The organism is Nostoc sp. NMS8, assembly GCF_017115045.1.
Taxonomy (GTDB): Bacteria; Cyanobacteriota; Cyanobacteriia; order Cyanobacteriales; family Nostocaceae; genus Nostoc.
The window spans coordinates 18,082-33,726 of record NZ_JABXKK010000083.1; the positions used below are offsets into that span (position 1 = coordinate 18,082).

A 15,645-nucleotide genomic window follows, 5' to 3' on the forward strand; every position below is an offset into this window, starting at 1 on the left:
CAGCTTCAAGACCACAAAATAATTTCACCATTAGGTAGTAATCCGATCGCGGAAGTGAAAGTCACACGTTGTCCATCCATCGGTTCAACAATGTGATAGTTGCGTGTATTGAAAATGAACACATCTCCGACATAAGGTTGGAAGCTGATTATGTCTGCATCTGCAATTACTGTATCACCATAGCCATAGGAATCGAGTTTATATTGGTCATCTCCTGGTTGCCACTGGCGATCGTAAATACGTGTTTTGCCATAATTATTAGCAGAAAATTTCAAGTACAAATTCCAGGAAAGCTGAAAAATAACTGTACCAATTTCCCATTCAGATTGTTCTAACGGAGCATAATCAATATGAAGTTGAGTACCCTGCTCTATTTTTCTAATCAGTCCTGTGTAATAACTACCATAGAATGGTTCTGAAGCAATTCGCACAGTCGCGCCTGTACACTCTCGGATTTTCACCATTAAGCGTTCTAATGGATTAAAAGAGGCTGCCATAATGTAGTCTCTTAATTTAGTTGTGCGTTCTACTGCTTGAAAATAAGCTGCTTTACTAATGCGATTATATTCAAACACTGTGATCCCAATTCGCTCAATCTTGGGATTCACATCTTGATAGCAGTCAAAGTTGAACAATTCAGCTTGATCAACTAACATTTCACACTCTTTGGGTGTAGCAAATTCTTTTAGCCGAATTAAAGGAATTCGGTTTTCCAAGAGCATTCTTAAAGACTCTGTAGTTAAGGGATATTCTTGTTTGTTGTCCCAAAGCTTGGATTTAATCTGGTTAGAAGTAGTAGTCATAATACAGTTCCTTACATTTCAATATCGTACCTATTGATAGGAGTGCTACTCCCAAATCGGGGTGTTTACTAACAATGTAAAGACGCAAATTAGCATCTCTACATAGTTTTTATTAGATGTCTATTGATTAGTCTCTTGCTTGTTCAATAAACTTTTCGAGTTCTTTAACTAGGGTCTGGACATGAGGTGGTAACACCATGTTTAGATGATTACCAGGAACTACAACAGTTTCTATATGTTCAACTAGTTCATTCCAGTGATATTCAAGATCGGCATCAGTTTCACTGGCTTTAAATAGAACAATTGAGCCTGAGTAATATTCACCTTTGTAATTTTGTACGGCTTCAGCGTTGATCTGGAAAATTTTCAGAAGATGGGGAGCTTGCTCGAAGTCAAAACCTTGTATAATTACATTTTTCTGTTTAGCTTGTTCCTCGACATAAATTATCTGTTCCTCTGGTTCTAATTGTCGCAGTTCCTCTAAACAAAGGTCTAAACGATCTTTGAATAACTCTACTAATAGAAAAGCATAGTCTACTGGTTCTTTATAACTTAGATAAGGAGGAGTAGTATCTATTAGAGCTAACAGAGCTATCTGTTCACCTTGATGAGAAAGTTGTTGAGCCATCTCAAAAGCTACTAAGCCCCCAAAAGACCAGCCAGTGAGGAAATAAGGGCCATGAGGTTGAACAGTTTGCAACTCTTGGATATAGTGAGTTGCCATTTGCTCAATGCTAATATGAGGTTGATTTTCGGGATTTAAACCAACACATTCTAGTCCATAGAATGGTCGGTCTGAACTGAGATAATAAGCAAAATGGTGATAGCAAAGAACATTTCCTCCACCAGGGTGAACACAGAACAGAGGTGGTTGATTGCCATTCTTTTTGATAGGAACTAGGGCAGACCAAGGTAAAGAATCTGTTGAAAAATCTAGAAAATGTGCTAGTTCTTCGATGGTAGGATATTGGAACAAAATACCTAAAGGTAAATTTATCTGGAAATGTTTTTGAATCTGGGACATGAGACGGACAGCTAGAAGGGAATGACCTCCAAGTTCAAAGAAGTTATCTTGTATGCTGAGAGGATGAATGCCTAGAATGTCTTCCCAAATTTGTAACAATTGAAATTCACACAGATTTCTAGGTTCGTTAAAGCCCTTTCGCACTTCTCTCTGAATAAGTTTCGGAAGCTGTCTAACTTGCGGAATTTGCTCTGCCGAAATCCTTTCTATCAGTGTTTCAAGGTGCTGCTCTGGAAGGTCAACAATACTGTTCAATAAAGCCTGAAAATGTTCCAAAATCTGGGTTATAGCCGGATTGTCATAACGGTATCGGTTGTAGATGACGCGAAACTCTATCTCTGAACTTGGGCTAACTAGAATGGTGAGGGCATATTTTGTTTGTGCGCCTATAGAACGAGTCTGAGATTGATTCTTGTCATCGTTCACCGACTGTTTTACTGATGAACCAACTGGATGGTTTTGGAAAACCAGAAGACTCTCGTAAAGAGGTAATGAGCCGGGTACTTCACCCCATTCGTGAATTTGTCCTTCAGAGCAATATTCATAATCGCGTTGCGTGAAGCTTTGATTTTGGATATCTCTAAGCCAAGACCAAAGTGATGCTTGGGGAGAAACCAAAAGCCGCATTGGTAGGGTATTAATGAAAAGACCTAACATAGATTCGGCCCCTACCAATTCCGAGGGACGACCAGAGACAGTCGCGCCGAATACCACATCTTCAAGACCGCTATAGCGACTCAAGAGCAAAGCCCAAACGCCTTGAATTAGAATATTTAAGGTCAAGTGATGTTGCCGCACCAAAGACTGTAAAGCTGCTGTCGCCGCAGCTGGTAAGCAGGCTTTTTGTTCACCATAGCGCTCTTCCTGGGCAGAAAAATTAACAGCTTCAGCTTCTATTCCCAGTGGGGTTGGACTTTTGAAACCTTGAAGTTTGTCCCGCCAGAATGCCTCTGCCTGCGACAAATCCTGGTGTTTTAGCCAGGTAATATAATTTCTGTAGGGATGACTGGGTTCCAGGAATAAATCTTGACCTTTACTGAATGCCTCGTAGAATGCGAAAACCTCCTTGAAGATGAGAGGTACGCACCAGCCATCTGTAAGTATGTGATGAGAAGTCCAGACGAATTGATAGGCATTGGAGCCTACTTGGAAAAGCGCCAAACGCATTAACGGTGGTTTAGTCATTTCCAAACCACGCAGTCGGTCTGCACTGAGATAGGTTTCTAATTTTTCTTGCTGCTTGGGTAGAGAAAGTCCGCGCCAATCTTGCTGCTCTAGTAAAACTTCTACTCCCTTCAGCACAACTTGAAGTGGCTCATTTTGAGCTTCCCAAATAAAGGCTGTTCTGAGAATCGAGTGCCGCTCGAGAAGACGCTGCCAAGCTTTTTCAAAAGCTAACGAGTCTAGGTCTTCTTGTAAGTTTAAAATGCACTGCTCAAGATGTATCCCTGACTCAGAAGCAGATAGAGTCTCAAAGAGCATTCCCTGTTGTGAAGGAGAAAGTGGATAAATTGATTCAATGTTTTTGGTTGGGAATCGAGTTAATAATTCATCCAGTTCTAATTGATTCAACTGTGTATCTGGAAAATCGCTCGGTGTATATTCTCTATTTTCTTTTAACTGGCAATGTTCTATTATTGACCTGATTGATTGAATATAGCTCTGTGCTAATTTCTCCACTGTGGAACGAGTGTGAACATGACTATCGTAAGTCCACTCAATTCCTAGTTTCCCTTCTACTACCAAAGCATTAATATCAAATAGATGGTCACGAGTTTGCTTTAAGCTTTGGCTAGCACCAGCAGATTCAGCCGCAAATTTCCAACCGGTTTCTGATTGTACTTGGTCAAATTGTCCCAGATAGTTAAAACTAATTTCTGAAGCGGGAATTGTCTCGATTTGTTCATTAACAGTCGGATCTTTACACAAGTAACGCAATATCCCGTAGCCAATCCCCCGATTAGGAATCGCTCGTAATTGTTCTTTGATTGATTTGATTATTTCTCCCGGTTGGTTTAATGAAGGTAGTTGCAATAATACGGGGAACAAACTAGTAAACCAACCTACAGTTCGTGATAAATCTATATCTGGAAATAGTTCTTCTCTGCCATGTCCCTCTAAGTCAATTAGTACTGTTGAATTTCCCGTCCACTCTGCTATTGAAAGTACTAATGCACTTAGCAGTATATCGTTAATTTGTGTGTTGTAAGCTTCGTTTACTGACAACAGCAGAGTTTGAGTTTCTTCTTGAGTTAATTTCAATGACACACAAGCAGCACTACCTACTGTATTTTCTGGTTGAATGTCAGCATTATCTGGTGGTAATGGTGTTATCTTCGACCAAGGATGGTTCAGCCAATAGTCTAACTCCAGTTTGATAATTTCTGACTGTGCATAATTGTTTAATTTCTCTGCCCAATCAATAAATGCTGTTGTTTTCGCACTTAGCTCAATCGGTTTCTGAGTAACTAATTGTTGATAAATTCTTTGTAGGTCTGATAATAAAATTCGCCAACTTACACCATCTACTGCTAGGTGATGAATAATAATTAGTAACCTGGCATCACTTTCATCACCCAAGTTAAACATCACCACTTTTATTATCGGCCCTGTTGACAAGTTTAAACTTGCTTGATATTCTACGGCGATTTTTTCTAAAGCTAGTGGTTGTTTACTTTTAGATGTTGATGATAAATCTACTATGGCGAATGGTATGTTATCATCTAACCCTTGGTTTATTTGTTTGTGTTCAGATGCAGCTGATGTGAATTTTAAACGCAAAGCATCGTGATGCTCTAGCAACTTTTCCAAAGCTATTGTAATTAATTCAGTTTGTAGATGATTTGGAATCTGCAATAAAACTGATTGGTTATAATGGTGTTGCTCTTGTCTATTTTGTGCAAAGAATCTTTGTTGAATCGGTGTTAGGGGTGCAATTCCAGTCACTATCCCTTGTTTAGACTCAACACTCACTGTTGTATTGGCAACCCTGGCAAGTTCGGCGATGGTTTGGTTTTGGAATATTTGTTTGGGAGTGATTTGTAATCCTGAGTTTTTGGCACGAGAAACTATTTGAATACTCAAGATGGAGTCGCCACCAATTTCAAAGAAGTTGTCGTGGATGCTGACTTTTTCTTTGAGCAGCAGTTCTTGCCAAATGTTGGTTAAAATTTGTTCTATGGCTGTACGTGGCGCTACGTACTCATGTTCCCGGCTAATTTCCCCATCAGGTGTTGGTAGTGCTTTGCGGTCTATTTTGCCGTTGGGTGTTAACGGTAGGTTGTCTAAGGTGACAAAGCCGCTGGGAACCATATATTCTGGTAGCTGTTGCTTGAGGAATTGACGCAGTTGGTTGGTGGTAAGTGATTCATCACTCTTGACTACATAAGCAACTAAGCGTTTGTTACCTGGAATATCCTCTGTGACAATAACTACAGCTTGTTGGATTTGGGGATGGGTGTTGAAGGCTGCTTCGATTTCTCCAAGTTCGATGCGGAAGCCGCGAATCTTCACTTGGTTATCGATGCGACCAAGGTATTCAATTGTGCCATCCGGTAAATAACGTGCTAAATCACTAGTTTTATAAAGGCGGGAATGTGGTTCATCGCTAAAAGGATTAGGGATAAATTTTTCTTTTGTCAACTCAGGACGGTTGAGGTAGCCTCTTGCTAATCCAGCACCGGCAATGTGCAGTTCTCCTGGCACATTAATCGGAACTAGTTGCAGATATTCATCTAAAATATAAACCTGGGTGTTAGCGATCGCACGACCGATAGGGACAACCTGCCGTTTAATTTCTTCTTTGCAAGTCCAAAAGGTTGCATCAATACAAGCTTCCGTCGGTCCATAGAGATTGTGCAAGTTGACATTGAGATTACTTAACACCTGATCTTGTAAAGCAATTGGTAAGGCTTCACCTCCACAGAAGATTTGTTTGAGGGACTGACAAGTTTCGAGTCCTCCTTGTTCTATAAGTATTTGTAACAATGATGGTACAAATTGAACAGTAGTAACTTGCTCTTGGGCAATTAACTCTAACAGGTAAGCAGTGTCAGCATGACCTCCTGGTTGAGCTAATAGCAATTGTCCGCCTACTAATAAAGGAGCGTAAAATTCCCAAACTGAGGCATCAAAGCTAAAGGGAGTTTTTTGTAGCACTTTGTCTGCTTCAGTCAGGGGGAATGTTGCTTGCATCCAGAACATGTGGTTGCAAAGGTTGCGGTGAGAAAGCATCACTCCTTTAGGCTTTCCGGTAGAACCAGAGGTATAAATCACATAAGCCAAGTTACTATCTTGCACAGGAGCAATCGCATTATCCTGCCTTGATTGAGAAATCAATTGCCAGTCAGTATCTAAACATACAACCTCCGCTTGATGCTGAGGCAAATTTTCAAGATGTTGCTGTTGTGTTAGTAGCACTGGAACTTGAGCATCTTCAAGCATAAAACTCAAGCGTTCTTGAGGATAGTCTGGATCGAGTGGCAGGTATGCTCCACCAGCCTTGAGAATACCCAGTAGCCCTACTATCATTTCTAAAGAACGCTCTACACACAACCCCACTAGCACATCTGGTTTTACACCCAAGGACTGCAAGTAATGTGCCAACTGGTTAGCACGACAATTCAATTGGTGGTAAGTCAGTTGTTGATCTTCATACACCACCGCCACAGCATCCGGGGTGCGCTCAACCTGTTCTTCAAACAACTGATGGATACACTTATTTAGTGGATAATCAACCTGAGTATTGTTCCACTCTACTAACAGTTGATGTTGTTCAACTTCTGTCAGCAGGGACAATTGGGAAATTTGCTGCTGCGGATTAGTAACAATGCTTTCTAGCAATGTCACAAAATGCCCCGCCATTCGCTCGATAGTAGTGGCATCGAATAAGTCAGTGTTGTACTCCCACGCACCCACCAGCCCCGTAGCAGTGTTATGCATTGATAAAGTTAAATCAAACTTTGCCGTTGTCCCTTCACTCATCAATGGAGTAACAGTTAACCCAGTCAACTCTACTTGAGACATGGGCGTATTTTGAAGAACAAACATTACCTGGAACAGAGGTGTATGACTGAGATCCCGTTCTGGCTGCAATGCTTCCACCAGCATTTCAAAAGGCAAGTCCTGATGAGCGTAGGCTCCTAAAGCTACTTCTCGAACACGAGTGAGTAATTCACTAAAGCTCGGATTATCTGCCAAGTTGGTACGCATGACTAGATTATTGACAAAAAAGCCAATTAACCCTTCGCTTTCCAAGCGATCGCGGTTAGCAATTGGCGAACCCACCAAAATGTCTGTTTGTCCAGTGTAGCGGTGAAGCAGAGTATCATAAGCTGCTAACAATGTCATGAACAACGTCACTCCTTGCTGCTGGCTCAGTTTTGTCAACCGATCAGTTAACTCAACTGACAGTGCAAACTTTTCATACGCCCCAACAAAAGTCTGCACAGCAGGTCTGGGTCGGTCTGTGGGCATCGACAATAAACCTGGTGCATCTTTTAGTTGTTGTTGCCAGTAACTTAGTTGAGTTTGCAGTACATCGCCTTGCAACCAGTCTCTTTGCCAGATAGTGAAATCTGCATACTGAATCGCCAGTGGTGTTAAAGGTGACGGCTGACCTTGAGAATAAGCATTGTACAGTGCTGCTAGTTCTTGGATAAACACACCCATTGACCAACCATCAGAGACAATGTGGTGCATACACACTAACAAAACGTGTTCTGTCTGGGACAGTACTACTAATGTCGCCCGGAATAATGCTTCATTGTCCAAGTCAAACGCTTGAATGGCTTGTTGTTGCGCTAATTGCTGTGTAATTATTTCTTGTTCGCCTAGTGGCAGATATTCGCACTCAACAACTGAAACTGTCCAATTCGTTTGTGTTTGAATGATTTGAGAAGGTTTTCCATTAACGGTGACGAAATTGGTACGTAAGGCTTCGTGGCGATGAATAATTTCTTGTAAGCTTTGCTGTAGTGCTGTAACATTAAGAGTTCCAACTAAACGCAAAGCCACAGGAATGTTGTAAGAGGGGCTATTCGGCTCAAACTGGTCTAAAAACCACAAACGCTGTTGAGCATAAGACAGTGGTAAGTCTGTATTCTTGGTTCTTGGTAAAATAGGTGGTGCAGACAGTTGTAAGTTCTGTTGTTGTAGCTGCTCAATGAAGAGTGCTAATTCGGCTACTGTTGCTCTTGCAAACAACTCACGCAATGGTAGTTCTACTTTAAAAATGTTGCGGATACGTGAAACCAATTGCGTTGCTAGTAGCGAGTGTCCCCCAAGTTCAAAGAAGTTATCATGTATACCTACAAGCTCTAGTTTCAGCACTTGTACCCAAATTTGTGTCAACAGTTCTTCGATTGGAGTCCGTGGAGCTACATATTTGTCTGTGCGATCATTATATAAATCTGGTACAGGCAAAGCGCGGCGATCTAGTTTGCCACTAGGAGTTAGTGGCAAAGACTCCAAGATGACAACAGCATTTGGAATCATATACTCTGGCAGCTTTGCTTTCAGGAATTGCCGAAGCTTGCTGGTTGTGTGTGTAGAGTTCTGATGTGCTACCACATAAGCGACTAAGCGCTTATCACCAGGGATATCTTCGCGGGCGATGACACAAGATGCTTGCACATCACTATGTTGGCTTAGAACTGCTTCAACCTCGCCCAATTCAATGCGGAAACCACGTATTTTTACTTGATTGTCAATACGCCCCAAGTATTCAATATTGCCATCTGGTAAATAACGTGCTAAATCCCCCGTCTTATATAGTCTTGAATTGTTAAACGGATTAGAGATAAATTTTTCTTGTGTCAATTCGGGACGGTTGAAGTAGCCTTTCGTTAATCCAACACCACCAATGTGCAATTCTCCAGGCACACCGATAGGTACAGGCTGTAAATATTTATCTAAGACATATATCTGTGTATTGGCAATTGGTTGCCCAATCGGAGGCAGTAGCGGCCATGTCTCTACTGAATTAGTCAGGGTAAAACTGGTGGCTACATGGCTTTCCGATGGCCCATAATGGTTGTGCAAAGTACAATCAGTCAATTTGTACAACCATTGAGAAATGGCGGGAGTAATTTGCAACTGTTCACCAGCAGTGATGATTTCCCGTAGATGAGTAGTACCTAATTCACTATCAACAGCTACTTCAGCTAGTTGCTGCAAAGCAACAAAGGGAACAAACAGTCTTTCAACAGCTTTTTCTTGAATAAAACCTAATAAAGCCACTGCATCACGACGCAATTCCTCTGTAATTAACAGCAATGTGCCTCCAGAACACCAGGTAGAGAATATTTCTTGGAAGGAGACATCAAAGCTGATGGGAGCAAATTGCAGCGTTTTTGCTCTACGAGAAATTTTCAGGTTTTCCCGATGCCATAAAATCAGATTGCTAAGGGCAAGCTGATTCATGGCTATACCTTTAGGTTTACCTGTAGAACCAGAGGTATAAATTATATAAGCTAAGTTATTGGCTTGTACGCCAGAGATGAGATTGTCCTGACTGCACTGCGACATCAGTTGAGTGTCAGTATCTAAGCAGACAAGTTTTGCTTGATGCTGGGGTAGTCTCTCAACGAGTGACTGCTGAATCAACAACACTGAAACTTGAGCATCTTCTAACATGAAACTCAGGCGTTCAGTCGGATACTCTGGGTCAAGTGGCAGGTATGCCCCACCTGCTTTGAGAATCCCTAATAGTCCCACAACCATTTCTAAGGAACGTTCAACACACAACCCAACCAATACATCGGCTTTCACTCCTAAAGACTTCAGGTAGTGCGCCAACTGGTTCGCGCAGCAGTTTAATTGGTGGTAAGTTAGTTGTTGATTTCCAAACTCCACCGCCACTGCATCGGGTGTACGTCCAACCTGCTCCTCAAACAACTGATGGATAGATCGATCGCGCGGATAATCCACCTGAGTATTATTCCATACTAACAACTGCTGTTGCTCAACTTGTGTCAGTAGGGGCAATTGGGAAATTTGCTGCTGTGGGTTGGTAACAATACTTTCGAGCAACGTCACAAAATGACCTGCCATCCGTTCTATGGTGCTAGGGTCAAACAAATCTGTGTTGTATTGCCATATAGCTATCAGCCCAGAGGGAGTATTTTTAATGAATAAAGTTAAATCAAACTTGGCAGTTGTCTTTTCTGTTGCTAATGGACTGAGAGTTAGCCCACTCAGTTCTACCTCAGATATGGGCGCATTTTCGAGGACAAACATCACCTGAAACAGTGGTGTATGGCTGAGGTCTCGTTGTGGCTGTAAGGTTTTTACCAATTCCTCAAAGGGGAGGTCTGGATGAGTGTAAGCTTGCAGTGTCAGTTGCCGGACTCGACTTAGCAACTGTTGAAAACTAGGGTTGCCTGACAAATCGGTACGTAGCACTAAAGTATTGACAAAAAAGCCAATTAACCCTTCAAGTTCCAAGCGATCGCGGTTAGCAAGGGGCGTACCTACTACAATGTCATCGGAGCCTGTATAGCGATGAAGCAAGGTAATATAAGCGGAGAACAGCGTCATGAATAGGGTGGCTCCCTCTTGCCTACTGAAATTGGCAAGGGCTTGACTCAGTTCATTTGAAAATTCTCTATATTGGATTGCGCCCCGGAAAGTTTGAATAGCTAGTCTTGGTCTATCTGTAGGTAATTCTAGTAAGGTAGGAGCGTTTTTGAGTAGTTGCTTCCAGTAATCAAGCTGCGTTTGGAGTACCTCTGCTTGCAACCATTGCCGTTGCCAAATAGCAAAGTCGGCATACTGAATTGGTAGCTCAGGTAGCTTTGGCGACAAGTTATTGCAGAGGGCTGAGTAAATGGTTGCTAACTCGCCCATCAATACGCCCATTGACCAACCATCAAAGATGATGTGGTGTATTGTTAATACCAAAGCGTGTTCTACCTCTGTGAGTTTAACTACAGAGGCTCGGATTAAAGGAGAGTTAGCAAGGTCAAAGGGTCGATTAGCTTCAGTTGTGGCTAATTGTTGGCAAGCGATTTCTCTTTCACTTTCAGGTAGTTCTGTTAGGTCTACTATTGGCACATTTAAGGTTAAACTGTCAGCAATTACCTGGACTGGCTGCTCGTTGATAGTGCGTAAGTTAGTACGTAAGGCTTCGTGGCGAGAGATAATTTTGTTGAGGCTTTGCTCTAGCGCCACGACGTTCAACTTACCGTGAAGTTTTAGAGCTACTTGTTCGTTGTAGAAGGGGTTATCTGGTTCTAACTGGTTTAATAACCAGAGTCGTTCTTGGGCAAAAGACAGAGGTAAGTTCTGAGGACGCTCGGTTTTGGTGAGGGGTAAATCTGTATCAGTGTCCGCATTTTTATCGTGCAGCAACAAGATAAGTTCTGCTTTATTTTTAGCTAATAAGTCACGAGTTTCTAGCGTCAACACTCCCTTGGGAGCATTAGCACGTAACTGCTCACCTTCAACCCACAACTTTACACCCTGTTTATTAAGATCGACTACTAATTGTTGGATATTCATAGAATTATTACCTTCACCCCAGCGAATTCGTAATTTAAAATTATTTGTTACTCAAATTGATATTTCTTCTCTCTCAACTGCACCTAAGTTATTATCTGACTCTAGTTTGTTTTCTAATTTGGATGCTATTTCAGCTATTGTGGGAGACTCAAACAAACTTGCTACAGTTAATTTAATAGAAAAAGTATTCCGTAATCTGGATAGAACCTGAACAGCTATTAGGGAATCTCCTCCTAATTGAAAAAAGTTATCATGGATTCCTACCTGCTTAATTCCTAATAATTCTTGCCAGATATCGGCAATTTTTTGCTCAATCTCATCACGGGGAGCTACATAATAATTGGGTAAATCAGGTCTGGAGTGGAGTGCAGATAATTTTTCTAGCTGAAAAATATCCGGCTTTGTTTGTAATGCAATTTCTGATTTTTGGTCAGTCTCTTTTTGCCGAGATTTTGTGCTAAACGCGGCTGATGCAGAAGCTTGAGCCATAATAATTTGATGCTCAAACGCTTCAGTTTCGGGAAACACAGCAAATTGAACAAAATCTTGAGTAAGTAGTGCTTCAAACCATTGAACTTTGGTGATAAAAGGCTGACCGGGGTTACGTCTTTTATCATCTAAAGGTTTCAATAGCAGACCCCAACTGATATCAAAGTCTATTTTCGGTTGAGTGATTTCCCATCCTAAGAGGAAGCCGCCAGGAGCTAATAAAGAGCGTACATGCTGGAGTGTTTGATCTATGTTCTGAGTGGCGTGCAATACATTAGAGGCTATGATTACATCAAAGCTATACTTCTCAAACCCTTGCTCAATTGGCGATTTATCTATATCTAATAATCGATATTCAACAAATTGATAATCGTTAAACTTTTGTTCAGCTTGAGTTAAGAAACCGCTACCAATATCAGTAAAAGTATAGTTGGTTTGTTTAGGTGGCAACACAAGTAATAATGCTTGCGTAGACACACCAGTACCCGCGCCAATTTCTAGAACTCTTAGCTGAACAGATGATGGCAATGATTTGACCACCTGTTCCAAGCTTGAGCGCAAGATAGAGTTGTAGTAACTAATTAAAGGAGATTCTGAATATGAACCATTGTTTTCTTTTTGGTAAACTAGTTCATTGAAAATCTCTAGTGGTTCTTGTTCGCCAATAACAACAGCAGCTAAATTTTCACCACAGCGTTGCACTAAATCTAAATCTACTAAAGATGAAGCAGCAAACCTCGCTCTGACTTGTTCTAAATGTTCATGAATATAATCTTGCGAACACGGCACTAGCCCAGAAAATAACCCTTCATGTTGCTGTAGTTGTCCTTGTTCTACTAATATTTGCAACCATCTAGATAACAATTGCTGATAGCGGGGAGAAATATGGCGTTGCTCCAACAACTTCTCTAAAGAATACTTGTTTTCAGGATTGCTAAAAACCCCTAATTGCTTAAATGCAGAGTTGATGTAGGCTGTACATAAACGATCCAACCACTGTCTATTGTCTAGATATGTTAACTCGTTAAGTTCTGCATTTCTAGTATTTGCTTGGTTTTGACCTGCTTGTGTAAGCGATGTCCACAATTGTGATGTTGTGGGTAAGATTTGTAACTGTTCCCAAGCTGCTTTTTGTGGGGGGTCAATCCAATAACGTTGGCGTTCAAAGGGATAAGTCGGTAGGGGAAGACGATAATATTCATCCTGACTATAAAATCCAAACCAATCTACCTTCACCCCAGCTAGCCAGAGTTGACCGAATGTGGTGAATAAAACACGATTATCCGATTGCTTTTCTTGAGGATGACGTACCGAAGTCAAGATTGTTTGTGCGGCTACTTTGTCTGGATGTCTCTTGACTAATGTAGTTAATGTGTGTCCTGGCCCAACCTCTAGTAATACTTGCTCAGGTGTTGCTAATAATTTCTCGACACCTTGAGCAAACAGCACTGTGGAACGTAGATGTTGAGCGTAGTAGTCAGGATTTGTGGCTTGGGTGACTGTAATCCAAGTACCAGTCAGGTTGGAGATATAAGGAAGTTTGGGGGAATTTAAAGTAAGTTTTTTAACTCGTTCTGCAAATGCTTCTAAGATTGGTTCCATCATTTGCGAATGAAAGGCATGGGAAGTATGCAAACGTCGGCATTCAATCCCTTGAGCAGCAAGCTGATTTTGTAGTGCATCTATGGCTGCTATGGAACCGGAAACTACACACTGCGAGGGTTGATTAATCGCAGCAACAGAAAGTTCTTGCCCTAACAGGAATTTTATCTTGTCTGCGGGCAAGGGAACCGAAAGCATTGCGCCAGTAGGAAGTTGCTGCATCATCTGTCCGCGTGCAGCTACCAGAGATAAGGCATCTTCTAAGGAAAAAACTTCTGCTAGAGTTGCTGCTACATACTCGCCAATACTATGACCGATCGCAGCTTGTGGCTCTACTCCATAAGACTGCCATAATTTAGCTAGGGCGTACTCAATTACAAAAATAGCAGGTTGAGCAACGGCTGTTTGTTGAAGTTGCTGCGATGCTTCATCAATCTTTGATTCACTAGGGTAAAGAATATGACGTAAATCTAGTCCGAGTAGAGGTTTAAGAACTTCCGAGCAATAATCAACTTGTTCTCGAAATACTGTTTCAGTTTCGTAAATTTCTCGCGCCATGTTGACGTACTGAGAACCTTGACCAGGAAACATAAAGACAACAGGCCGTTCTGTAATCTCTGTATAATTAGTAAAAACTTGTTGGGCTGCTAAACTACTGAGAGATTCCACACTGTCTTCTAAGTTTTGACAAATTAACATCCGTCGGTAATTAAAACCCCGGCGACCACTATTGAGGGTATAAGCTACATCGCCTAAGTTGAGTTCTGGATGCTCTTTTAAATGCGCGATTAAATTAGCTGTTGCCTTCTCAAGCGCATTTGCAGTTTTAGCCGAAAGTACCAATAATTGAGAATTCCTCCCCTGCTCCCCTGCTCCCCTGCTCCCCTGCTCAAAAACAGGAGCTTCTTCTAAAATCACATGAGCATTAGTACCCCCCATACCAAAAGAACTAACTCCAGCACGGCGAGGGGTGTTATTTCTTTTCCATTCAGTTAGGGTTGTATTGACATAAAAAGGACTGTTGGCAAAATCAATTTTGGGATTAGGTGTCTGGTAGTGCAAACTCGGAGGCAGCATTTTATTTTGCAGCGCTAAGACAGTTTTAATCAAACCTGCGACACCTGCTGCTGTATCCAAATGTCCAAAGTTGGTTTTTACCGAACCAATCGCGCAGAAACCTTTTTTATCGGTAGTTTGGTTAAAAGCTTGAGTTAAAGCTGCAATTTCAATCGGGTCGCCTAAAGGTGTAGCTGTACCATGAGCTTCGATGTAGGAAATTGTTTCGGCATCTACACCAGCTAAAGCTTGAGCCTCGCCAATCACGGCTGCTTGACCGCTAACACTAGGAGCAGTGTAGCCGACTTTCATTGCACCATCATTATTAATTGCCGAGCCTTTAATGATTGCATGGATGTGGTCGCGATCGCTTATCGCATCCTTTAATCTTTTCAATACCACAATCCCAGCACCGCTACCGCCAATTGTTCCTTGTGCTTTAGCATCAAAACTACGGCAGTGTCCATCAGGAGAAAGAATCATTCCCTCTTGATGTAAATAACCTATTTTTTGGGGAATGGCCAGAGTTACTCCACCAGCTAAAGCTATGTCACATTCACCATTTAAGAGACTTTGACAAGCTACATGAACAGCAACCAAAGAAGTAGAACACGCTGTTTGCACATTTACTGCGGGGCCAGTCAAGTTTAATTTATATGCAACTCTTGTCGGTAAAAAATCTTTATCGTTGGAGATTCCTAATTGGATAGGATCAATTGTTGCTAATAATTGATGATTAGGATAGATATTATTCAGCAAATATCTACTCATCCCTACACCACCATAAACCCCGATTAAACCATTGTAGGTTTGCGGGTCATAACCAGCTTTTTCTACAGCTTCCCAAGCCAATTCTAAAAATAGGCGTTGTTGTGGATCTATTAACTCAGCTTCTTTGGCACTATAAGCAAAGAAATTCGCATCAAACAATTCAATGTCTGATAAAGCGGTGCTAGCTTTGACATAATTAGAATTACTCAATGATTCTAGAGAAATGCCAGAATTTATCAATTCTTCATCTGTCAGCCAGGATATTGATTCTACACCATCACGTAAATTTTGCCAAAATGATTCAATATCTTTTGCACCTGGAAATCTACCAGTAACAGCAATTATTGCTATTTCAGAATTGTTAAATTCATTATTGTTATGCACTGAATTTATGGTCAT

Annotated in this window: 3 protein-coding genes; all 3 read right to left on the bottom strand. The window is 41.4% G+C overall.

What is annotated here, in order from left to right:
* Nucleotides 1-5 precede the first annotated feature (5 nt).
* Nucleotides 6-803, bottom strand: a complete 798-nt coding sequence (locus tag HWQ39_RS15465) for a hypothetical protein (RefSeq protein ID WP_292846449.1) — start codon at nucleotides 801-803, stop codon at nucleotides 6-8.
* Between the two features lie 127 nt (nucleotides 804-930).
* On the bottom strand, nucleotides 931-11,328 hold the full coding sequence (locus tag HWQ39_RS15470; protein WP_292846451.1) for a non-ribosomal peptide synthetase: 10,398 nt from the start codon (nucleotides 11,326-11,328) through the stop codon (nucleotides 931-933).
* A 51-nt stretch (nucleotides 11,329-11,379) separates the two neighbouring features.
* Nucleotides 11,380-15,645: a beta-ketoacyl synthase N-terminal-like domain-containing protein gene (locus HWQ39_RS15475; protein ID WP_292846454.1), complete on the bottom strand. Its 4,266-nt coding sequence runs from the start codon at nucleotides 15,643-15,645 to the stop codon at nucleotides 11,380-11,382.

Excerpts from the sequence above, each read along its gene's own strand:
- HWQ39_RS15465 (WP_292846449.1), bottom strand. The coding sequence starts at position 803 with ATGACTACTACTTCTAACCAGATTAAATCCAAGCTTTGGGACAACAAA.
- HWQ39_RS15470 (WP_292846451.1), bottom strand. The coding sequence starts at position 11,328 with ATGAATATCCAACAATTAGTAGTCGATCTTAATAAACAGGGTGTAAAG.
- HWQ39_RS15475 (WP_292846454.1), bottom strand. The coding sequence starts at position 15,645 with ATGACCATAAATTCAGTGCATAACAATAATGAATTTAACAATTCTGAA.